This window comes from Liquorilactobacillus nagelii DSM 13675 (genome assembly GCF_019444005.1).
Classification (GTDB): domain Bacteria; phylum Bacillota; class Bacilli; order Lactobacillales; family Lactobacillaceae; genus Liquorilactobacillus; species Liquorilactobacillus nagelii.
Genome location: NZ_CP049304.1, coordinates 649647 through 671863, shown reverse-complemented (window position 1 = coordinate 671863; position 22217 = coordinate 649647). Strand labels below are relative to the sequence as shown.

Below are 22217 nucleotides of genomic sequence, written 5' to 3'. Positions count from 1 at the left end.
AAAAAAAGTGAGGAAATTAATTCCTCACTCTTTTTTTTAATTTTCTGCTGGATTCTCTTGAGCTGCGAAAACCAAGTTCTCTTGCTGACCCAAATCAACTGTCACCGTTGAATGTGGCATGACTTTACCAGCTATTATTTGTTTAGCGAGTGGTGTTTCGACATACTCGGTAATATATCGTTGTAATGGGCGTGCACCATATGCCGGATCATATCCTTGCCTTGCCAAGTATTTACGAGCAGCTGCTGAAATTTGCAGTTGAATCTCTTGGTCTGCTAGACGATGTGATAATTGTTGAATAAACTTATCAACAATCTTCTCAATTGCTGTTAAATTTAACGGCGTAAACATAATAATGTCATCAATTCGATTCAAAAATTCTGGTTTAAAATGAGACTGAGCCAGTTGCATAACTGCTTGCTTAATCTCAGGAGAAATTGATCCTTCTTTGACTTTATCTAATAAAATACTTGAACCTAGATTAGAAGTCATAATGATAATTGTGTTTTTAAAGTCAACTGTTCGCCCCTGACCATCCGTTAAACGACCATCATCAAATACTTGCAGTAACACATTAAAGACATCTGGATGAGCTTTTTCAACTTCATCTAACAAAACAATTGTATACGGATTACGCCGAACAGCCTCAGTTAACTGACCACCTTCTTCGTAGCCAATGTAACCAGGTGCCGCACCCACCAAGCGAGAAACAGATTGTTTTTCCATATATTCGCTCATATCAATTCGTACCATGTGTTTTTCCGAATCAAATAAGTTTTCTGCTAGAGCTTTAGCTAATTCAGTCTTGCCGACTCCAGTTGGTCCCAAAAACAAAAATGTTCCTAGTGGCTGGTTAGGATCCTGTAACCCCGCTCGAGCACGTAATACTGCATTGGCTACTGCATCGACGGCTTCATCTTGACCAATAACTCGTTGATGTAAAGCTTGCGGTAATTGCAGTAATTTTTGCCGTTCGCCTTGAACTAACTTAGCCACCGGAATTCCAGTTGTTCGACTAACTACTTGGGCAATTTCGTTTTCAGTAACTGATTCTTCAACCAACCAATTGTCCGGCCGCTTTTCTGCCTCTAAGTCTTGCAGTTGCTTTTCTAACTGCGGAATTGTTCCGTGTTGTAGTTTAGCTGCTTTTTCCAAATCATAATTATTTTCGGCTTCTTCTAATTCATGCCTTGCCTGATCTAATTCACCTTTTTTATCACTAAGTTTCTTTATATCCTCTTTTTCATTTTCCCAGCGCATTTTTAAAGTATTAACTTTTTCACGCATTTCTGCCAAATCAGTCTGCAACTCACCAAGCCGTTTTTTTGAAGCAGTATCCGTTTCTTTCTTCAAAGCTGCCTCTTCAACTTCCTGCCGCATTAATTGCCGAGTCGCTTCATCTAGTTCTGTCGGCATGGAATTCATTTCTACCCGAATGGTTGCACAGGCTTCATCAATTAAATCGATTGCTTTGTCTGGCAAAAAACGATCTGTAACATAACGATTAGATAACGTTGCTGCTGCTACCAATGCATTGTCATGAATCCGAACACCATGATGAATTTCAAAACGTTCTTTGAGTCCCCGCAAAATGGAAATTGTATCCTCAACACTTGGTTCATGCACCATTACTCGTTGGAAACGTCGTGCCAAAGCCTTATCTTTTTCGACTGATTCCCGATATTCATCAAGCGTCGTTGCACCAATCAAATGCAATTCTCCTCGAGCAAGCATTGGTTTTAATAAATTGCCAGCATCCATACTACCTTCTGTTTTGCCAGCACCCACAATATTATGAACTTCATCAATAAAAAGTAAAATTTTGCCTTCACTTTTCTTTACAGCTTTTAAAACCGCTTTTAACCGTTCCTCAAACTCTCCTCGATATTTTGCACCAGCAATCAAGGAACCCATATCCAAAGAAAAGATAGTTTTATCTTTCAAATTATCTGGAACATCCCGCCGTACAATTCGTTGCGCCAAGCCCTCAACAATCGCCGTTTTCCCGACACCAGGTTCGCCGATTAAAATTGGATTGTTTTTTGTTTTACGGGAAAGAATCCGAATAACGTCACGAATCTCATCATCCCGGCCAATAATCGGATCAACTTGATTATCACGAACTTGTTTAACTAGATCAATTCCATATTTTTCAAGTGCTTTATATTGTGTTTCTTGATTTTTGGAAGTCACTCTTTCTCCCCCTCGTAATTTTTTAACAACTGCTGCTAATTTAGCGAAAGTCAACCCCTGTTTTTTTAAATAAAGAGCTACTGGATTGGCTGTTAATTTTAGAAGCGCCAAGAAAATTGTATCCAAAGCTATATATTCATCATCTTGCTGCTTACGTAACTGATCAGCTTCAGCCAATAGACGATACATTGGCTGACTAAGTGTTTGACCATACTGAACACTACCCTCAACAACTGCGATACCATCTAACTGACGGTCAAGTTCTTTCTCAAAACCTGTTAAGTCGACCCCAGCTTGTTGCAACAGTTCAGCCCCAAATTCACCAGACTGAATCAAGAATTTAAACAAGTGTGGCAAATCGATTTCTTGATGATGCCGAGTTTGAGCTATTTGCTGAGCCTGAGCCAAGGCTTCTTGAACAGCTGTTGTCATTTGATTTTCCTGCATTTTTATACCTCACTTTTATTGCTAATTTAGACGTTAAAAAGCCCAGATAGTAACACTCATCGACGAGTCGTTCAACCACCTGGCCTTTCTTTACTTGCTTACATTTTCATTATATACCAAACGTTTGTTCGTGTTAACTTTTTTGCTCAACTGCTAAACTCACAATTTTCAAGATCAAGTCAACCGCTTGTTCCATAACTTGAATTGAAACAAATTCAAATCTTGAGTGCATATTCTCACCACCGGCAAACAAGTTCGGGGTTGGCAGACCCATAAAGGAAAGTTTTGATCCATCTGTTCCACCACGAACTGGATAAACAACTGGCTTAATCCCCAACTGTTCCATGGCCAACTTAGCTAATTCAACCGAAGTCATATCTTTTTCAATTACTTCACGCATATTATAATACTGATCAGTTAAATCAACTAGTACTCGTTCTTCTTTAAACTCTGCATTCATTCGAGCAGCAATTTGCCGCAGCAATTCTTTCCGGCTTTCAAATTTGGCACGATCATGATCGCGAATAATGTAAGTCATTTCAGCTTGATCAACCGTTCCATTCAAATCAACTAAATGAAAAAATCCTTGTCGCCCTTCAGTTTTTTCCGGTACTTCATCTGCGGGTAATTGAGCCTGAAAATTCATGGCTAATTGTAAGGCATTGATCATTACCCCCTTAGCAGTCGCGGGATGAACATTTTTACCAATTAATTTAATTTTAGCTTGGGCGGCATTAAAGGTCTCGTATTCTAATTCACCCAGTGGTCCACCATCCACCGTATAGGCAAAATCAGCTCCAAATTCAGCCACCTCAAAATTATCAGCACCAGTTCCAATTTCTTCATCTGGTCCAATACCGATTTGAATCGTACCATGTTTAACTTCCGGATGAGTCAGTAAATATTCAGCAGCGGTAATAATTTCGGCAACACCCGCTTTATCATCTGCTCCCAACAAAGTAGTGCCGTCTGTCGTAATCAAATCCTGTCCAACGTAATTCTTTAAATTAGGAAACTCCGCCGGATCAAGCTGATAGCCGCTATCAGCCAACGGAATAACTGATTTTCCGTCATAATTTTGATGCAACTGCGGTTGAATGTTTTTCGCATTAAAGTCGGCTGTATCTAAGTGAGCAATGAACCCGATCTTCGGAACCAGTGCATAATCTGCTGATAAATTACTTGGTATAGTCGCTAAAACATAAGCACTTTTTTGAGAGATGCGAACATTGCTCAGACCGATGTTTTGTAATTCAGCAACTAATTCTCGGGCAAATTTTAATTGATTACGAGTTGATGGAATAGTTACTGACTGCTCATTTGAACGAGTTTCCTGTTGTGCATATCTAATAAAACGTGTCGCAAGTTTGGGGTATGGCATCTAAACACATCCTTTAATTTAATTTGTTTTAAAAAAATTGAAATGGGTCAGTTGAAATTTTTGATTGAATAATTGGAAATGACCAATTATTTTCTTGTTTCCAAGTATTAAACAGTTTGGCAAGTTGTGGTTTACAAATACTTTCAACATGATGGCCCAAATCAATTGCTGCCAACTGCGAAGCATAGATATCATGTGCTGTATGGTAAGACAAATCACCAGTCAAATAAATATCAGCGCCAGCTTTAACGGCTGCTGCATAAAACTGACCGCCACTGCCGCCTAAAATCGCTACTCGTTTAACTAAACGGTGCAAGTCAGGCGCCACAACTCGAACACCACTTAGATTAAAGACTCGCTTGCAGAAAACAGCTAATTCTTTGATCGTCATTTCCTGGGGTAAGTTACCAACTCGACCCATCCCATATTTTTCATTTAATCCGTGAATAGCTGTCAAATAATAAACTGGCTCTTCATATGGATGAGCAGCTAACAAAGCCTTAATAACTTTGGCGGCTTGGTTTGGCCGAATGATAACTTCGATTTTTTCTTCGGTAACACTACTTGCCACTAACGGCTGCCCAATTGCTGGATGAGTCTTTTCTCCCGGTAAAAAACGGCCTGTCCCGTCAGTTGAATAAGAACATCCCTGATATTCACCAATTGTCCCTGCTCCGGCAGCACTTAAAGCTTGTCGAACTGAGTTTGCTGCCACTTGCGGAACATAAACAACTAATTGCTGTAAAGGCAACTCCCGTTTTGGCAAAAGAGCGCTTGTTTGTTGCAAATTTAAAGTTGAAGCCAACCAATCATTCATCCCACCATTGGCATTATCAAGATTAGTATGTGCCCCATAAACCGTAATTTGGTGTTTCAACAATTCCGCATACATCTGATTTTGGGGAACTGCCAAATCAAAGCTTTTGATTGGATGGAACATCGCTGGATGATGAGCAAAAATAAAATTAACCTTATTCTTAACCGCTTCAGCCACGACTTCAGGACGAACATCTAATGTTATCATCATCTTTTTAATTTCAGTTGTTAAACTACCCAGTTGAAGTCCCACTGGATCACCTTTTTCAGCAATTGTCTGCGGGGCAAACTGTTCAAAGCGTTCAATAACCGCCGCTGCTTTAGTCATTTAATACCTCCTCAATTAACTTGATTTTTTGTTGCAATTCCTGTTCTTTGGCAACCGGCTCATTTTGTGCTTGGGTAAGCTGTGCTAAAACTCGCTGCAGCTTTAGTTTTTCTCCTTGCCATTTTTGAATAAAAGCTGGCGATTTAGCTTGTAATAGTAACGGGCCAAATAAATATTCAGTAGTTGTCAAAGTAATTGGCTCTTTTATCGGGTCAGCAACAATAATTTCGTAAATGTGTCGATCCTCTGCAACAATTTCTTCTGCCACTATTTGATAAGAATTTCTGATTAGCCAATGTCGAACAGCAACTTCATTAACATTCGGCTGCAAAATCAAACGCGGCCGTTTATTTAATTGATCAAAACCAGCCGTTAAAATTTGACAAATCAGACTACCACCCATCCCGCAAATCGTAACTACATCAATTTCTTCATCTACATGAATTGCTGCTAATCCATCGGCTTGTCTTGTTGCGACTAGATTTTCTAAATGCAGCTGCCGAATTTCGTGAACAGCATTTTGATAGGGGCCAGCAACAACCTCACCGGCAATTGCCCATTTAATTTTTTTGTTCATGGCTAAATATGCCGGCAAATAAGCATGATCAGAACCAATATCAGCCAACCGCGATCCAGACAAAACAAACCCCGCTACTGTTTGCAAACGGCGTGATAAATGATATGCATCCATCTCAATTTCCAACTCCCTCTAAATTCCTTACTTTAAATTATAGCTGACTTAAAATCTTAAAAAAACCCTTTTCTCATTCTTTCTTCTGCAACTAATAACCCTAAACCCTTGGTAAGTTATTGCTGTACCTGGCTTTTAATTCCATAAAAAAAGCATGAACCGCCCAGCGAAAAACTCAAGTTAAACTCAATTGCTGATAATAAAGACTCTACGAGCAGCAATTCCTGTTAACTGTAAACTTCTCCATTTTGCGGAACACACTGATAATTTAAACTACCTAATAAAACTTGGTTAATTTTGAGCAGCATTTAAAGCTGTTCTTAGATCCCCTAATAGGTCGGTTACTTGTTCGATTCCAACTGACAAACGAATCAATCGATTAGAAATTCCATTAGCCAACCGTATTTTTTCTGGAATTGAACCATGCGTCATAATTGCCGGAACTTCAATTAAGCTTTCAACTGACCCTAAACTTTCTGCTAACGTGATTAATTTAAGACTTTCAATGAATTTTTTCACTGATAAATCTGTCGTTAATTCAAAAGATATCATTCCACCAAAGCCATCCATTTGCCGCTTAGCAAGTTGATAATCAGTTCCATTTGGATCTCCTGGATAATAAATTTTACTGATTCGCGAATCCTGTTGTAAAAATTCAAAAATTTGTTGTGCATTTTTTTGATGAGCTGCCATCCTAACAGCTAGTGTTTTCATTCCCCGCTGCAATAACCAACTATCTTGTGGTGCTAAAATTCCACCAATTGCATTTTGTAAATAGCCAATTTTTTCGCCTAATTCTTCAGTCTTAGTCACAACCAAGCCAGCGATTAAGTCACTATGACCACCAAGATATTTAGATGCACTATGCAACACAATATCAGAACCTAAATCAAGTGGACGTTGAACATAAGGCGAAGCAAAAGTATTATCAACAATTGTTAATAGATTTTGCTGCTGAGCTAACTTAGCTAAGGCACTAATATCTGAAATATGCATCAAGGGATTCGTCGGCGTTTCAAGATAAATAGCTTTAGTTTTGGGAGTAATCGCGCTCGCAACTGTCGTCAAATCACGGGTATCGACAGCTGTAAAATTCAGTCCTTGACGTTTTAAGACCGTATTTAATAATCTGAACGTTCCGCCATAGACATCATTGCCAACAACAATATGATCACCAGCTGAAAAAAGTGAAAATACCGTATGAATCGCTGCAGAGCCAGATGCAAAAGCATAACCAGCTGCGCCATTTTCTAACTCTGCAATTAACTTTTCAACTGCCAATCTAGTTGGATTCCCGGTACGCGAGTATTCGTACGCTGGACTTCCACCTAGAGTAGATTGTGCAAAAGTTGAAGTTTGATAAATTGGCACGCTAACTGCCCCTGTTGCTTGATCTTGACTAATTCCACCATGAATTAATTTCGTTCCAAATTCCATTACTCTTACCTCTTTCTTAAATTTTAAGCATAAATTTGCTGACTAAGATATCGTTCACTGCTATCTGGGAAAACTGTGACAATATTACTGCCCGCTGGTAGCTGATCAGCTAACTTTAAGCTAGCTTCAAGTGCTGCCCCACTAGAGCTGCCAATTAATAATCCGTTAGTTTTTGCCAATTGCTTCACCCAAGTAAAAGCTGCTTGATCACTGATGGTAAAAATTTGATCAACGTCTTTCCGGTTTAAAAACGGTGGAATAAATTCAACTCCAATTCCTTCTGTTCGATGAGCATGCTGTGGACCACCATTTAAGATTGATCCAGCCGGTTCAACAATCGCGGTTTTAATCTGCGGAGCTTTTTCTTTAAAATACCGTGCCATTCCAACAAATGTACCTCCACTGCCGACCCCAGCCACGAAACCGTCTAATGTTAGTTGATTGGCTTGAAACTCCTTCAAAATCTCTGGTGCAATCGATTCATAATAAGCAGCTGGATTTCCTGGATTTTCAAACTGTAATGGCAAATAACTGTTAGAAATTTGTTTGTTTAGTTCCTTGGCCTTCTGAATTGCGCCAGTTATTCCGGCTTCACTCGGAGTGTGAATTAATTTAGCTCCAAGTGCTTGCATTAAAACTTGTTTTTCCTGACTAAATTTTTCTGGAACGACTAAAATTGTTTTTAAGTTAGCTTCAAGTGCTGCTAAAGCCAGTCCAATACCAGTATTGCCAGCAGTGGGTTCAATAATAGTTGATGTTGAATTAATTTGTTGATGTTGCCAAGCTTGCTCAATTAAATACTTTCCCAAGCGATCTTTAATACTCCCACCGGGATTGAACATTTCTAACTTTGCAAAAATTTTCGAACCTTTTGGAACCTTTGTTTTAATTTCAAATAACGGCGTATGACCAATCAATTCACTTACTTGATGATAAATCATTTAACATTCCTCCTTGTTTTTGCAAACAAAAAGGCACGAATCAAAAATTTGATTCGCGCCTCGTCCGCTGAAGATGTCTAACTTTTAACTATGCAAACTTGAATTAATTAAAATTTAAAACTTAATGTCATTCAATTCAAAACTTGCATGCCAAATAGTCGCATCCGCGTGGCTAAACGCGAAATACGACAACAACATGTGTTAGCTGCAAGTTTATAAGCTGTCAAAAGTTCCATCTCCTTTTCTTAAGTTGATTTAATCATACACTTTTTTAATAAAATTGCAATTCTTTATTCCAAAAAATCACGTAACTGCTTCGAGCGTGAAGGATGACGCAATTTACGCAAAGCTTTAGCTTCAATTTGCCGTATACGTTCACGGGTAACTCCAAACACCTTGCCAACTTCTTCCAAAGTTCGAGTTCGACCATCATCTAAACCAAAACGCAATCGTAAAACATTTTCTTCTCGATCGGTCAAAGTATCTAAGACACTTTCCAACTGTTCTTTTAATAATTCGTACGCTGCGTGATCAGCGGGACTAGTAGCATCATGATCTTCAATAAAATCACCTAAATGTGAATCGTCCTCTTCGCCAATTGGTGTTTCTAAAGAAACTGGCTCTTGAGCAATCTTTAGAATTTCTCGAACTTTATCCGTCGGCATATCCATTTCTGCGCCAATTTCTTCTGGCGTAGGTTCTCGACCTAAATCTTGCAACATTTGCCGCTGAATTCGAATCAACTTGTTAATGGTTTCCACCATATGAACTGGAATTCGAATTGTCCGTGCTTGGTCAGCAATAGCACGTGTAATTGCTTGCCGTATCCACCAAGTAGCGTAAGTTGAGAATTTGAAACCTTTACGGTAATCAAACTTTTCAACTGCCTTCATCAAACCCATGTTTCCTTCTTGAATTAAATCCAGAAACGACATTCCTCGACCAACATAACGTTTGGCAATTGAAACTACTAATCGTAAGTTTGCCTCAGCTAGCCGCTGCTTAGCTTCTTCGTCACCCTGTTCGATTCTTAAAGCTAATGCTACTTCTTCATCTGCCGTTAACAAATCAACTCGGCCGATTTCTTTGAGATACATCCGCACTGGATCATTAATCTTAACCCCAACTGGCGCACTAACATCACGATCCTTAGTAGCTTTATCAGCTTCTTTAGAAGCAACCTTTAAACTATGTTCACTAGGCTCCCCTTTTTCATCAACAACTGAAATTCCAGCATCTTCAATTCGTTGGATCAATTTTTCCATTTGTTTACTATCAAGTTCAAATGGTGCTGCCAACTTTTTAGTTAATTCATCATAACTAATCTGCTTTTCCGGTTTAAATTTTCTAATCGTTTGTCGTAAAGCTTTGGTATAAGCAGCATTTTCATTATTCATTTTCTCTTCTGCCATAGTGCAGCCTCCTTAAAATGAAGCTGATTTCTTCAGCTGTCGTTGTTTCAGTAATTCCACAAATTTTATCGTTAGTTTCTCAACCAACGCTTGATTATTCATTCGCCGAGCAGTTTCTAACTCCTGTTTCAAAGCTGTTAATTGCTCTTCTAATGGTGATAATTGCGTAATCAGCCGAATACAGTCATCAATTTCCTCGTTAGAACTGACAGTCGCATGATTTTCTACCTCCAGTTCAACCATTTGCTGTCGCAATTTATCGTCAGCTAAAAAGTCCAAGAAACGAGCTGGATCGTACTCATCATAACGTTTAAAATAGCCTTCTGCTAGCAGATAAATCGTTTGATATTGATCATGGACAAAAACAAAATTTGGTGTTTCACGCAATTTTAATCGTACATCATAACTATGCAGCAATCGATAAAGCAACAAACGTTCTGCTTTTTCAACTCGTTGATAATTTTTAGCTGCCGGTGCTGGCTTGGCAACAACTAACGCTGGTTGTTGCTTTTGCTGTTGAAAGTCTTGCCGAGCTCGTTGTTGTAACAAACTATGCAACTGTCCCGCTAAACTTCTTTTCTCTAAAGAAAACCGTTTCGCCAATTGCCCTAAATACAAATCGCGTGCGACTGGTGAGGCCACGGTAGCAATTTTTTCCAAGATATCAGAAATATATGCCAGCTGATCATTCTCGTTAGTTAAATTGCGGTTAGCTGCTAAAAACGAAAACCAAAAAGACATCTGATTTTGTTGACCATCTTTAACTAACTTTACAAAAGCCGTTGGACTTTCCTGATTAATGTATTCATCCGGATCACGTTTACCTGGGATTGGGATCACACCTAATTCTAATTTGGTTAATGGCTGCAGGAGTTGTAATGCTCGTGCTGTTGCTTTTTGACCAGGATCATCACCATCGTAACACAAGCATAAACGATCTGTTGTCCGTTCCAACAAGTAAATTTGTTCATTAGTCAAACTAGTTCCCATTGAAGCGATACCTTGCTGCACTCCGGCTTGGTATGCCGAAATAACATCCATAAACCCCTCGAACAAGATTGCAAACCCATGCTGCCGAATCTCACTCTTGGCTAAATCAAAATTAAACAACACTTTACGTTTATTAAACAATAATGTTTCGGGACTATTCAGATATTTAGGTAGTTTCTCATTCTTTTTCAGTAAGCGCCCTGAAAAAGCAATTACCCGTTTTTGCGGATCACGAATCGGAAAAAGTACCCGTTCTTTAAAGCGCTGATAAAGTTGTCCGGCATCATTTTCGGTAAATAAGCCCGAACGAATTAACAACTCACGCGGAAAATGTCGATCTTCCAAGAATGGTAGCAACACTTGTTGAACTGGTGCATATCCCAAGTGAAAAGTTTCAATTGTTTCGTCCGTCAAGCCACGTTGATGCAAATACTTCAGTGCCGTTTCACCAATTTCCGTATTGACTAAAATATGGTGAAATAAATCAGCCGCTAAAGAATGTATTTGACGCAACTGACCAACTTGGGTATCCGCTGAACCGGCAGTCGCATTACTTTCAGTGACTGACTTGGGTAAATCAATCCCCCCTAATTCAGCAACTTTAATAACCGCCTCTGGAAAGCTAATGTTTTCAATTTCCATAATAAACTTGAAAACATTGCCGCCACGGTGACAGGAAAAACAATGAAAAATTTGTTTTTCCTCAGTCACTGAAAAAGAAGGCGTCTTTTCTTCATGAAATGGACAAAGGCCAAAATAATTTTTACCTGATTTGTGCAACTGAACGTATTGACTGACAATTTCGACAATATTAACGCTCGAACGTATTTGTTCAACCGTTTCTTCCGGAATGCGTTTCACGGTTTTAGGACCCCCGCTTTCATTAAAAATCAGCCAACTGGGCTAACAAAAGCCGCACAAAACCTGTGCGACTTCGATAAACACTCTTTTAAAGGATACCTCATAAAGTTAAAGAAAGCAAACGATAATCCTCGAATAATTTAAAGCTATTTCACATTAATAGCTGTTAAATCACCAAACGGTTGGAACAATTTAGCTAACTGTTTTAATTGAGCTAGCCGATTTTGTTGGAGTTGTTGCTTTGGACTCATTACCATCGTTTGATCGAAATACGCTTCAATTGGTTCGCGTAATTTTTGAAGTTGCTGATAATCTTCTTCCAACGTACCAGTTGTTTTAGCTGTTGCCACCGCCTGATTTAATTTCGCTTCTGTTTCATTTTCAAATAATGCTGGTTGAACCTTCACTCCAACTGGAAGCTTTGCTTTGCGAGTCAAGCGTAAAACTCGACTAGCTGCTTCAATTGTTTGCTTAAAGTCTGTCTCCTGACGATGGACTTGTAAAACCTCTGCAGCTTGAGTAATTGTAGTAAAGGTATTACGTGGTTGAGCAGCAACTGCCGTAATAATATCAAATGGATACTGTAAAAACTGCAATTGCTTGCGCATCCGATCCATCATAAATTCAGTTGCTTCAGCAACATGAGCTGGTTGAATTTTCTGATATAAAGCTGGCTGCTGTTGCGCTGTGCTTGCAACTAACGCTAACAAAGGCTTAACTGCTAATGGCCAGTCAAATTCCAAACAAATTCGAATAATTCCCGCTGCTTGACGACGGAGAGCATATGGATCGTTTGACCCTGATGGTAACATCCCTGCAGCAAAAAAATCGGTAATACTATCAAGTTTGTCAGCAATTGCTAAGACCGCTCCAACTTTAGTCGCTGGTAGTTTGCCACCAGCTTCAGTTGGCAAGTAATGTTCCCGAATAGCCGTGGCAACGGCTGGTGTTTCACCTTGAAGCAAGGCATACTTTTCACCCATCACACCTTGCAATTCAGAAAACTCGCCAACCATTCCCGTTACTAAATCAAATTTATAAATTGCCGCTGCTCGCTGTAAATCTTTTTGTTCCGCTGAATTTAAGCCTACTTGTTCGGCGATTGACTGACTCAAATAACCAACGCGCTGCATTTTTTCCGCCATTGTCCCGATTTTATCATGGAACATGACATGCTCTAACTTAGCGACATACTGCGACAAAGAAGTTTTTTGATCTTCTTGATAGAAGAAGGCAGCATCTTCCAAGCGAGCTGTTAAAACCTTTTCGTTTCCAGCAATCACATTAGCTAAAAATTGCTGATTTCCATTACGAACCGAAACAAAATATGGTAATAATTTTCCTTGCTGATCACGAACATAGAAAAATCGTTGATGATCACGCATTGAAGTAATTAAAACTTCATCAGGAATCTGCAAATATTTCTCGGCAAAACTACCTGCAAAAACCGTCGGATATTCAACTAAATTATTGACTTCTTCTAATAAATCAGCTTCAACAACAATTTTCCAATCATGTTCTTGCGCTAATTTTGCAATTTGGTTTTTTATCATTGTTTTACGTTTGGCAGCATCCGCTATTACAGCAACACTTTCTAAGCTTTGTGGATAATCCGTTGCCGCTGATAATTCAATCTGATGCCCTAAAAAGCGATGTCCCTGCGTTTTTCGACCAGTAGTAATATTCAATAACTTGAAGTTAATAACTTCTTGATCTAATAAAGCAACAATCCAGCGAATTGGCCGAATATACTTAAAATCATTGTTTCCCCAGCGCATCATCGTCGGAAAATTCATTGCCGCAACAACTTTTTTTAAGTCCGGCAAGATTTCAGCTGCTGTTTTTCCAGCAATGAACTTCTTAACATATACATATTCAGTTCCTTTTAATTCTTTAAAATAAATATCATCCGGTGTCATTTTTTGACCCCGAGTAAAACCGATAGCCGCCTTCGACCAGCTACCATCAGCTTGTAAAGCAATCTTCTTAGCTGGTCCCTTAGCTTCTTCTTCAACATCTGGTTGTTGGTCGGCTAAGCCTGAAATTTTAACAGCTAATCTGCGGGGAGTTGAGTAAGTTTGCAGTTTTTCAAAGTCTAACCGCTGTTCTTGCAAAAATTCTTTTAGACGCTCGGCCAATTGTTGAACACTCGGAGTTACTACATGTGCAGGAATTTCTTCTAAACCAATTTCTAATAACATTGTATGTGTCATCTTATTTATCCTCCTTCAACAATTTTTCCCGCAGCTGATCGTCTTTAAGCAAGGGGAACCCCAACTTTTTACGCTCAGCTACAAAAGCTTTCGCAATTGATTTTGCTAAATTACGAATCCGGGCTAAATAGCCAGCACGTTCGGTAACCGATACTGCTCCTCGTGCATCAAGTAAATTGAATGTATGACTACACTTCAAAACATAATCGTAAGCTGGGTGAATTAAACCGTTAGCTATTTGTTTTTTAGCTTCTGTTTCATAGGTATCAAATAACTTAAATAACATCTGCTGATTACTGGTTTCAAAAGCATACTTAGAATGCTCGTATTCTGGCTCACTGAAAATATCACCATACCGAACTCCAGCTGACCATTCCAAATCAAAAACTGAATTAACATCTTGGATGTAAGAAGACAATCTTTCCAGCCCATAAGTAACCTCTGAAGCTACTGGTCGAACTTCTAATCCACCGACTTGTTGGAAATAAGTAAATTGTGTGATTTCCATTCCATCTAACCAGACTTCCCAACCAACACCGGCACAGCCCATTGACGGATTTTCCCAATTATCTTCAACGAACCGAATATCATGTTCTAAGGGATCAATCCCTAATGCCCGTAGACTATCCAAATATAAATCCTGAATATTTGCCGGTGATGGTTTCATAATAACTTGAAACTGATGATGTTGAAACAAACGATTAGGATTTTCACCGTAACGCCCGTCAGCTGGACGACGTGATGGCTCAACATACGCCGCATTCCAAGGTTCTGGCCCAACCGAGCGTAAGAAAGTATATGGGCTCATTGTTCCCGCTCCCTTTTCTGTGTCATAGGCTTGCATCAACATACAGCCTTGTTTTGACCAGAACTGTTGTAGTTTTAAAATTATTTCTTGAACAGTTAACTTTTTTTCCATCTTGCTCCTCCTCAAAATTTAGCTCAGGGCACAAAAAAAGCCTATGCAACCCCATTGCTGGTTACATAGGGACGATCATTCAACCGCGGTTCCACCCTATTTCCGATAAAATATCGGCAACTTAATTATGAATAACAGCTCCGAAAACGCCAATCATGTAGTTATCATCTCAGGCTCACACGATCCCTGATTCGCTGAATATAACTTTACATAACCTTTTTTCATCATGGCTTACACGATGTTAAGAATAGCCGACTCAACAAAATTTGTCAACGTTAGATTGGCCAAATTTTCATTTCTTCCAAAAAGCGCCGCGATTTCAATTTCAAACCGACTTGATTATCGTAAATTCGATTCAATGTGCGTCGTAAATGATTTTTAGTCGTTTGACTAACCTTGATTGAATGAATTTTAAATAAGTCTACTTGAGAAAAGAATTGCAGGAAATAAACTGTCCGACGATCCAGCTGTAATCGGTGAGGATCAACTGACCAATGACGTCGACATATTAACCCACCATAACTTTCCGAAAAATCAAAAACTTCATCCGTCCGGTGGCAAATTACGCAATCATGTAAATTAGGTTGAACACCAAAATAGGTTAGCAACCTGATTTCAATGATATTTGTTATGATTGCTGGGTCAATTCCTTGATCAATCAGTAAAACTGCTTGTTGTAGTTGCTTAAACCAGCCACCTAATGGTTTGGCTTCTCCAAATGCTGCATTAGCTAATTCAAAAATGTACGAAACATAAGCGTTCAGTTCAATATTATTTAAAATTTGACGATACTGGGTTACTTCTTTGGCGGCATTAATAAAAGACAAGCCATCTTCGCTGACTGAGCCAACATATTCAGCTTGAACAAAAGGTAAAATCGCAGCATTTAAACGAAATCCTCGCTTGCGTGCGCCACGAATAAAGAACATCTTAAAGCCAAAACGATCCGTTAAAATTTTAACTAACAAATCCCTTTCACGATAATTCCGGCGAAAAAAAACAATGCCGGCAAACTCAGCTGGTTGAGCCTGACTCATAATCTCACCTTGCCTTTGTTTCCAAGACTAGCAATCTATTCGTTATCTTCCGGCTGATAGCCTAAAGCTTGCAGATCAACTTTTTTGTCACGCCAATTTTTTTGTACTTTAACCCATAGTTCCAAATAAACCCGATCGCCCAATAATAACTCAATCTGCTTGCGTGCTTGCGTGCCAATTCGCTTTAACATCAGACCGCCGTGTCCAATCAAAATTCCCTTTTGTGACGACCGCTCAACAATAATTGATGCTTGAACCAAAATTTTTTGTTCATCTTGACGATTAATTCGCTCAACGACCACTGCCACTGAATGGGGTACTTCTTGTCGCGTCATGGCTAAAACCTGTTCCCGAACTAACTCGCCAACGATAAAGCGCTCTGGATGGTCTGTAACTTGATCTTCAGGATAATACTGTGGACCAGCTGGCAATTGATCAACCACGGCCGTTAAAAGTTCTTCACAATTAATCCCTTCTAGTGCTGAAATCGGATAAACTTCCTGAAAATTTAAAGCATGCTGAAAATCAGCTACAAATGGCAACAAATCATCTGGATGAATTTGATCGATTTTGTTAACCACTAAGTAAATCGGTTTTTTTACCTGCTTTAACCGTTCAATTATAAAATCATCCCCACGACCACGCTTTTGGGTAGCATTAACCATAAACAAAACTGCATCTACTTCGTTAAGTGTTGATAGTGCTGATTGCACCATATAGTCTCCCAAACGGCTTTGCGGTTTATGGATTCCTGGAGTATCAATAAAGATAACTTGACTTTCATTTGTCGTATAAATCCCTTGAATTTTATTACGAGTGGTTTGGGATTTATCACTCATAATTGCCACTTTTTGACCAACAATCCGATTTAAGAAAGTTGACTTGCCGACATTTGGCCGGCCGATAATTGCTACAAATCCAGAATGTTTCTTTAAATCCATTTTTTCTCCTCTATTTCGCCAGTAATTGCCATAATCTAAATCCTAAAACACTTAAACCAATGATTGCTGCAAAAACAGCATTCAGTAAAACAGCCGCTGAAGCCATATCCTTAGCTTTTTTTGCTAGTGGATGGCGATGAAATTGTGTCACTAAATCAACCACATTTTCCAGTACTGTGTTCCATAATTCACTAACCAACACACTCATAATTGCCCAGCCAAGCCACAACCATTCCAACAATTGTAAGTGTAATAAAACTCCCAAAATAATGACAGCCGTGGCTGCAAAAACATCAAAGCGAAAGTTACGTTCTTCATGCCAAACACAAGCCAAACCGGCTAATGCATGTCGTAATGATTCTTTAAAGTTATGGTTTTTCCAGCAATTCTGCAACTGCTTTTTATCTTTTAAGTCCATAGGCATCCAAAATCTTTCGTTGTAAGGCAAACATCACCTTTTCGTCTTCAACTTTCATATGATCATAACCATTCAAATGTAAAAAGCCATGTAAAACTAAGAAGCCCAATTCACGTTCTTCAGAATGCTGTAAATAAGCCGCTTGTTCTTTGACCTTATCTACCGAAACCATGATATCTCCCAAATTCTTAGGTTCCTCGAAATCAGCAGCATCAGGGATGATGATCGGGTCTTCATCGCCACTTTCTTCAATTGCAAAACTAATTACATCGGTCGGTTTATCAACGCCGCGATATTTTTTATTAATCTGATGAATATGTTCATTATCCATTAAGGTGACAGACATTTCAGTGTCTTCGGGTAACTTCAAATAAGATCCAGCAAATTCCAAAACTTTTTTGATTAAGTCCAACCATTCGGCTGTTGCTTGTTTTGTATCATCATAAATTTCTAAATCCAAAACTACTGCTCCTCTTCCTGTGCTTGCTTAGCATATGCATTAATGATTTCCGCAACGACTGGGTGCCGCACAACATCAGCCGCAGCAAACTCAACAAAAGAGATTCGCGGCAGACCCTGTAAAACATGCCAAGCATCCATTAATCCACTTTGACTATGTCCATGAGGCAAATCAATTTGCGTTTGATCGCCATTAACAACCATTTTTGAACCAAACCCCAACCGCGTCAAAAACATTTTCATCTGAGCGCGTGTAGTATTTTGAGCCTCATCTAAAATTACAAAAGCATTTTCCAGCGTTCGTCCACGCATATAGGCCAATGGTGCAATTTCAATCGTACCACGTTCTAATAAGCGTTCAGTATGATCCTTGCCCATAATTGCATATAGTGCATCATAAACCGGTCGCAAATAAGGATCAACTTTTTCTTTCAAGTCTCCCGGTAAAAAGCCCAATGATTCCCCAGCTTCAACCGCTGGCCGGGTCAAGATTATTTTTTCCACCTGATTCTTTTTTAGTGCTGCAACTGCCATAACAACTGCCAAAAAAGTTTTGCCAGTTCCTGCTGGTCCAATTCCAAAAACCAGATCATTTTTCCGAATTGCTGCCACATATTGTCGCTGACCACTGGTTTTTACCCGAATTGAACGTTTCTTTTGATCTTTAATTAAAACTTCTGTATATAAATCATGGAAATATTTTAATGTTCCCTTATCAGCCATCTTAATTGCTGAGATTACATCTGAGCTATCAATCACGATTCCTTCTTGAAGCAATCTGGAAAGTTCACGTAAAATCTTGCTAACCTGATCAACCGCCGTTGTAACACCACTGATTCTAATTGTATCGCCAAACGGACGAATTTTTACATTCTCAGCTGTTTCCAGCAAGTGAACATGTTGATCATTAACACCCAATAAGGAAACCGCATCTTGCTGCGCTGTAATTTGAAATGTTTTTTCTACAATCTGTTCATCTGTCAAAAGTGCAACTCCTTAACCCTGTATATTATGCTTAAATCATAGCATAAAAGCTAATATTGTAAAAGCTTGCTAAACTAGATTTATCAGTTTCATTTCTCAGTCAAGGCAAAAAAAATAAGCTGCAACTTGCAACTTATTTTCTCCAAACTGCCATACCGTCATCTATGATAACAAAGATTTTACTATCGTATTCACTGTTTTGCCATCTGCTTGACCTTTCAGCTTCGGCATAACTGCTTTCATTACTTTACCAAAATCGGCTTTAGAAGTTGCACCTATCTCTTGGATAGTTGTCGCAACAATTTCTTTTACCTGATCTTGGTTTAATTGTTGTGGTAAATACCGTTCAACAATCTTAATTTCTGCTTCAATTGCTGGTACTAAGTCTTGTCGACCAGCATCTGCAAATTCTTTAGCTGAATCTTTTCGCTGTTTCAGCTCTCGTGACAATACCGCAATCTCTTCTGAATGATCTAAATCATGACCAGCCTTAATTTTTTCATTCATTACAGCCGCTTTCAACATTCTTACCGTGCTGAGCGTTGTTTTATCATGAGCTTTTAAGGCAGTCTTTAAATCACTATTCAAGGAATCTAGCAGGCTCATCAGATCTATCCCTCCTTAGGAATTAGAAACGACGTTTGTTTTTTCTTTTACGCGCTGCTTCAGACTTTTTCTTGCGTTTCACGCTAGGTTTCTCATAAAACTCACGTTTACGGTATTCTTGTAAAGTACCTGTTTTTGAAACGGAACGTTTGAAGCGACGAAGAGCGTCATCAAGGGATTCGTTTTTACGAACGATTGTCTTTGACATTTTTGTTTCCCTCCCTCCGAGCTTAAATGTAACCGTCATATTCTGCATAAACACACAAACTTTTAACAGTTCTTAACCATTATACCTAAAGTAACCAAGACCGTCAATAAAATAATTATCCTTGCTCTAAATTAGTTATTTTTTTATAATTAATTTAACAAGTGAAGGGACTGATCAAATGTCAGCAACAATTACAATGAATGTTTATATTATCTCTGACTCTCTTGGTGAAACCGGCTACAGCTTAGCAACTGCAGCAGCTGTCCAATTTCCCAAAGTAAAATTCAACTATCGACGCTTTCCACTGACGCGGACAAAAGAAAAACTTCAACAGGTTTTAGATCAAGCCAAAAATGATAACGCTTTGATTGTGCATACTTTTGTTAATCCAAATTTTTCCGCCTATGTTAATGAATTCGGAGAAAAACACGATTTAACAATTCTCGATGGTATGTCCAATTTAATTCATGCCATGCAAGAAAAAAGCGGTGATCAGCCGTTAGGACAACCGGGACGCAATCATAAATTAAATCAAACTTATTTCAAACGAATTGATGCGCTTGAATTCGCAGTGACTTATGATGACGGCAAGGATCCAGCTGGTTTTTTAAAAGCTGATGTCGTTTTACTTGGAATTTCGCGAACCTCCAAGACACCACTTTCATTGTACATGGCCAACAAAAATTATCGCGTTGCTAACTTGCCGCTTGTTCCGCAAGCACAATTGCCTAAAGAAATTTGGCAAGTTCCCAAGAAAAAAATTTTTGGTTTGACCAATGATCCACAAGTCCTCAATAGCATCCGCCGAGAACGAATGATTACTTATGGCTTAAATCCAGACACTAATTATTCGAGTTTAGACAATATTGAGGCCGAATTGGCATATGCCCAGGATTTATATCAAAAACTCGGTTGTACCGTGATTAATGTCGCAAACAAATCAATTGAAGAAACCGCGACAATTATTATTGAACAACTAGAAGACCATAGTTAAACCAATTTTCCAGCGTTTTCAACAACTTGTTCTTTTAAAGCTGGATTAAATTTTTGTTCCTGCAACATTTTAATTTCATATGCATACGGCGGAAATTGATTTTTCTTATCGTTACCCACATAAGGAGTTTCCATAATTTTGGGAACTTCTTTTAAGCTTGGGTGATGAGCAATTTGATTTAAGGCCGCAAATCCAATTGTTCCAAAGCCAAGATTTTCATGGCGATCCTTATGACTGCCACAAGGATTCTTAGAATCATTTAAATGCAAAACTTGCAGCCGTGATAAACCAATCACATGATCGAATTCATTCAAGACCCCATCAAAATCATTTTTAACATCATAACCCGCATCATTTGTGTGACAAGTATCAAAAGTTACTGATAACTTTTCATTATAGGTCACTCCAGCAATAATTTGAGCTAATTCCTCAAAAGTGCGACCGACCTCAGTTCCTTTGCCAGCCATCGTTTCAATGGCGATCTGCAATTTTTGTCTAGGCGAAATCACTTCATTTAAGCCCCGAATAATATTAGCAATTCCTGCTTCAGCTCCCGCTCCAACATGTGCACCTGGATGAAAAGTTAACTGTTTAGCTCCTAAAGCTTCGGCGCGTTGAATCTCGGCTTGCAAAAAGTCAACGGCAAAAGCAAAATTTTGCGGCTTTTTGGTATTGCCCAAATTAATAATATACGGAGCATGCACTACCAACTGGGTAATTTGATGTTCCTCCATGAAATTTTTACCTGCAGCAATCTGCATTTCACTTGTTGGGCGACGGCGCGTGTTCTGTGGTGCTCCAGTATAAATCATAAAAGTATTAGCCTGATAACCAGCCGCCTCTTTAGCAGCACCCAAAAGCATTTCTGGGCTTTTCATACTAACATGTGAACCGATCAACATTTCAATCCCTCCTCGGATTATGTATTATAAGTTGAAAATTTTTTGCCATTTATCCTTAGATTTGAATACCATATTTTTAAATAGTAACCAACAATTTAGTCCAAAATGGTTTAACCAATCGCAGATAAGAATTTACTTTTCCTGGCCTTTTTAAATAAGGATTCTCTTTCCAATCAGGAAACCAAGCATCAATTTTCTGCCAAATTTGAGTCGTCAACGTTTGTTTTTGTTGTCGATTTTTTAAGGGACGAATTTTTCGTAATAGAACATTACCTAACAGGTTACGACAAAAACGATATTGAATTTCTGCATAATATCGGTCACCTTGATGTAGTTGATAGTAATCGATGAGATCTTGATAAATCCAAAAGATGTCGGTAATTTTGCTTGCTTGATTATAAGATATTGATCCGCTGCGTTGACGATAATGAACCTCGGCTGTTTGATCGAGAGCAATTTCATTAATATTATCTAAAAATAAAATAATTTTAAAAAAGAAGTTTTGGTCTTCATAAAGCTTTCCCTTAGGAAATTCAACCTTAGTTTGCAATAACCAGTCACGCCGGTAAAGTTTATTCCAAGCAACTACGCGGCCATTTATCAGATAATCCGCCACTGACTGATAACCACTACGCAAATCAAGCCGCTGACGATTGGGATACTCCCAAATAAAATTGCACTCAACAATTTTTTTTGTTTCTTGATCAGTTAAGGTGTACATCCGTGCCAACATTTGTTTTTCGACATAATCATCTGAATCAATAAACAAGACATAATTTCCTTGACACCGAGCTAAGCCATAATTTCTGGCATCAGACAAACCACCATTTTTTTTAGTCAATAATCGCAACAACTGCGGATAACGCTCAATATACTGCTGACAAATTTGGGCTGAATTATCGGTACTCCCATCGTCGACTAAGAGAACTTCATAATCTTGCGACGGAAATGTTTGATGAACTAAGCTATCAAGACAAGTCGGTAAAAATTCAGCTACGTTATAAACTGGAATTACCACACTAATTTTCTTCATCCTGCC

20 protein-coding genes are annotated in these 22217 nt (G+C 38.8%); 1 reads left to right on the top strand and 19 read right to left on the bottom strand.

The genetic code is table 11. From position 1 onward, the window contains the following. Nucleotides 1–36: 36 nt before the first annotated feature. The 17 genes from clpB to rpsU all read right to left on the bottom strand — a co-directional run bounded on the left by clpB (nucleotide 37) and on the right by rpsU (nucleotide 19282). Nucleotides 37–2640 (bottom strand): ATP-dependent chaperone ClpB, encoded by a 2604-nt coding sequence (gene clpB, locus G6O73_RS03645; protein ID WP_057885959.1) that lies wholly within the window; start codon nucleotides 2638–2640, stop codon nucleotides 37–39. Between the two features lie 133 nt (nucleotides 2641–2773). Then, nucleotides 2774–4021, bottom strand: coding sequence for a peptidase T (gene pepT, locus G6O73_RS03640; RefSeq protein ID WP_057885958.1), 1248 nt, complete (start codon nucleotides 4019–4021; stop codon nucleotides 2774–2776). A 28-nt stretch (nucleotides 4022–4049) separates the two neighbouring features. Further along, the gene (locus tag G6O73_RS03635) at nucleotides 4050–5165 is read right to left on the bottom strand and encodes a Nif3-like dinuclear metal center hexameric protein (RefSeq protein WP_057885957.1); all 1116 of its coding nucleotides are present in this window, start codon (nucleotides 5163–5165) and stop codon (nucleotides 4050–4052) included. Beyond that, a complete protein-coding gene (locus G6O73_RS03630) occupies nucleotides 5158–5856 on the bottom strand; it encodes a tRNA (adenine(22)-N(1))-methyltransferase (RefSeq protein ID WP_057885956.1) in 699 nt (232 codons plus the stop codon). Before G6O73_RS03630 ends, G6O73_RS03635 begins: the two co-directional genes overlap by 8 nt. A gap of 291 nt (nucleotides 5857–6147) precedes the next feature. Further along, complete coding sequence (locus G6O73_RS03625; RefSeq protein WP_057885955.1) at nucleotides 6148–7293, bottom strand: trans-sulfuration enzyme family protein; 1146 nt, start codon at nucleotides 7291–7293, stop codon at nucleotides 6148–6150. Nucleotides 7294–7316: 23 nt separating this feature from the next. Beyond that, nucleotides 7317–8234: a PLP-dependent cysteine synthase family protein gene (locus tag G6O73_RS03620; protein WP_057885954.1), complete on the bottom strand. Its 918-nt coding sequence runs from the start codon at nucleotides 8232–8234 to the stop codon at nucleotides 7317–7319. Between the two features lie 290 nt (nucleotides 8235–8524). Then, nucleotides 8525–9631: an RNA polymerase sigma factor RpoD gene (gene rpoD / locus G6O73_RS03615; RefSeq protein WP_390624800.1), complete on the bottom strand. Its 1107-nt coding sequence runs from the start codon at nucleotides 9629–9631 to the stop codon at nucleotides 8525–8527. A 27-nt stretch (nucleotides 9632–9658) separates the two neighbouring features. After that, a complete protein-coding gene (gene dnaG / locus G6O73_RS03610) occupies nucleotides 9659–11497 on the bottom strand; it encodes a DNA primase (RefSeq protein WP_057885952.1) in 1839 nt (612 codons plus the stop codon). A 146-nt stretch (nucleotides 11498–11643) separates the two neighbouring features. After that, on the bottom strand, nucleotides 11644–13710 hold the full coding sequence (gene glyS / locus G6O73_RS03605) for a glycine--tRNA ligase subunit beta (RefSeq protein ID WP_057885951.1): 2067 nt from the start codon (nucleotides 13708–13710) through the stop codon (nucleotides 11644–11646). Nucleotide 13711: 1 nt separating this feature from the next. After that, nucleotides 13712–14629 carry a glycine--tRNA ligase subunit alpha gene (gene glyQ, locus G6O73_RS03600; RefSeq protein WP_057885950.1) on the bottom strand — a complete coding sequence of 306 codons (918 nt, stop codon included), beginning with the start codon at nucleotides 14627–14629 and terminating at the stop codon, nucleotides 13712–13714. A gap of 275 nt (nucleotides 14630–14904) precedes the next feature. Continuing rightward, nucleotides 14905–15666 (bottom strand): DNA repair protein RecO, encoded by a 762-nt coding sequence (gene recO / locus G6O73_RS03595; RefSeq protein ID WP_057885949.1) that lies wholly within the window; start codon nucleotides 15664–15666, stop codon nucleotides 14905–14907. Nucleotides 15667–15701: 35 nt separating this feature from the next. Continuing rightward, the gene (gene era, locus G6O73_RS03590) at nucleotides 15702–16607 is read right to left on the bottom strand and encodes a GTPase Era (RefSeq protein WP_057885948.1); all 906 of its coding nucleotides are present in this window, start codon (nucleotides 16605–16607) and stop codon (nucleotides 15702–15704) included. A gap of 10 nt (nucleotides 16608–16617) precedes the next feature. Continuing rightward, nucleotides 16618–17025 (bottom strand): diacylglycerol kinase family protein, encoded by a 408-nt coding sequence (locus G6O73_RS03585; protein ID WP_057885947.1) that lies wholly within the window; start codon nucleotides 17023–17025, stop codon nucleotides 16618–16620. After that, complete coding sequence (gene ybeY / locus G6O73_RS03580) at nucleotides 17009–17485, bottom strand: rRNA maturation RNase YbeY (RefSeq protein ID WP_057885946.1); 477 nt, start codon at nucleotides 17483–17485, stop codon at nucleotides 17009–17011. Before ybeY ends, G6O73_RS03585 begins: the two co-directional genes overlap by 17 nt. 2 nt (nucleotides 17486–17487) lie before the next feature. Beyond that, on the bottom strand, nucleotides 17488–18468 hold the full coding sequence (locus tag G6O73_RS03575) for a PhoH family protein (RefSeq protein ID WP_057885945.1): 981 nt from the start codon (nucleotides 18466–18468) through the stop codon (nucleotides 17488–17490). Between the two features lie 162 nt (nucleotides 18469–18630). Then, nucleotides 18631–19074: a GatB/YqeY domain-containing protein gene (locus G6O73_RS03570; protein WP_057885944.1), complete on the bottom strand. Its 444-nt coding sequence runs from the start codon at nucleotides 19072–19074 to the stop codon at nucleotides 18631–18633. 22 nt (nucleotides 19075–19096) lie between these two features. Then, nucleotides 19097–19282: a 30S ribosomal protein S21 gene (gene rpsU / locus G6O73_RS03565; protein WP_057885943.1), complete on the bottom strand. Its 186-nt coding sequence runs from the start codon at nucleotides 19280–19282 to the stop codon at nucleotides 19097–19099. A gap of 178 nt (nucleotides 19283–19460) precedes the next feature. Between rpsU and G6O73_RS03560 the strand changes: the two genes are divergently transcribed. Continuing rightward, nucleotides 19461–20276, top strand: a complete 816-nt coding sequence (locus G6O73_RS03560; protein WP_057885942.1) for a pyruvate, water dikinase regulatory protein — start codon at nucleotides 19461–19463, stop codon at nucleotides 20274–20276. Here the strand turns inward: G6O73_RS03560 and G6O73_RS03555 are convergent. Then, nucleotides 20273–21178 (bottom strand): deoxyribonuclease IV, encoded by a 906-nt coding sequence (locus G6O73_RS03555; protein ID WP_057885941.1) that lies wholly within the window; start codon nucleotides 21176–21178, stop codon nucleotides 20273–20275. The two genes, G6O73_RS03560 and G6O73_RS03555, sit on opposite strands and share 4 nt — an antisense overlap. 76 nt (nucleotides 21179–21254) lie before the next feature. Continuing rightward, nucleotides 21255–22211 (bottom strand): glycosyltransferase family 2 protein, encoded by a 957-nt coding sequence (locus G6O73_RS03550; protein WP_057885940.1) that lies wholly within the window; start codon nucleotides 22209–22211, stop codon nucleotides 21255–21257. Between the last annotated feature and the right edge of the window lie 6 nt (nucleotides 22212–22217).

Coding starts and splice junctions, on each gene's coding strand:
- clpB (WP_057885959.1), bottom strand. CDS start 2,640: ATGCAGGAAAATCAAATGACAACAGCTGTTCAAGAAGCCTTGGCTCAG.
- pepT (WP_057885958.1), bottom strand. CDS start 4,021: ATGCCATACCCCAAACTTGCGACACGTTTTATTAGATATGCACAACAG.
- G6O73_RS03635 (WP_057885957.1), bottom strand. CDS start 5,165: ATGACTAAAGCAGCGGCGGTTATTGAACGCTTTGAACAGTTTGCCCCG.
- G6O73_RS03630 (WP_057885956.1), bottom strand. CDS start 5,856: ATGGATGCATATCATTTATCACGCCGTTTGCAAACAGTAGCGGGGTTT.
- G6O73_RS03625 (WP_057885955.1), bottom strand. CDS start 7,293: ATGGAATTTGGAACGAAATTAATTCATGGTGGAATTAGTCAAGATCAA.
- G6O73_RS03620 (WP_057885954.1), bottom strand. CDS start 8,234: ATGATTTATCATCAAGTAAGTGAATTGATTGGTCATACGCCGTTATTT.
- rpoD (WP_390624800.1), bottom strand. CDS start 9,631: ATGAATAATGAAAATGCTGCTTATACCAAAGCTTTACGACAAACGATT.
- glyS (WP_057885951.1), bottom strand. CDS start 13,710: ATGACACATACAATGTTATTAGAAATTGGTTTAGAAGAAATTCCTGCA.
- glyQ (WP_057885950.1), bottom strand. CDS start 14,629: ATGGAAAAAAAGTTAACTGTTCAAGAAATAATTTTAAAACTACAACAG.
- recO (WP_057885949.1), bottom strand. CDS start 15,666: ATGAGTCAGGCTCAACCAGCTGAGTTTGCCGGCATTGTTTTTTTTCGC.
- era (WP_057885948.1), bottom strand. CDS start 16,607: ATGGATTTAAAGAAACATTCTGGATTTGTAGCAATTATCGGCCGGCCA.
- G6O73_RS03585 (WP_057885947.1), bottom strand. CDS start 17,025: ATGGACTTAAAAGATAAAAAGCAGTTGCAGAATTGCTGGAAAAACCAT.
- G6O73_RS03570 (WP_057885944.1), bottom strand. CDS start 19,074: ATGAGCCTGCTAGATTCCTTGAATAGTGATTTAAAGACTGCCTTAAAA.
- rpsU (WP_057885943.1), bottom strand. CDS start 19,282: ATGTCAAAGACAATCGTTCGTAAAAACGAATCCCTTGATGACGCTCTT.
- G6O73_RS03560 (WP_057885942.1), top strand. CDS start 19,461: ATGTCAGCAACAATTACAATGAATGTTTATATTATCTCTGACTCTCTT.
- G6O73_RS03555 (WP_057885941.1), bottom strand. CDS start 21,178: ATGTTGATCGGTTCACATGTTAGTATGAAAAGCCCAGAAATGCTTTTG.
- G6O73_RS03550 (WP_057885940.1), bottom strand. CDS start 22,211: ATGAAGAAAATTAGTGTGGTAATTCCAGTTTATAACGTAGCTGAATTT.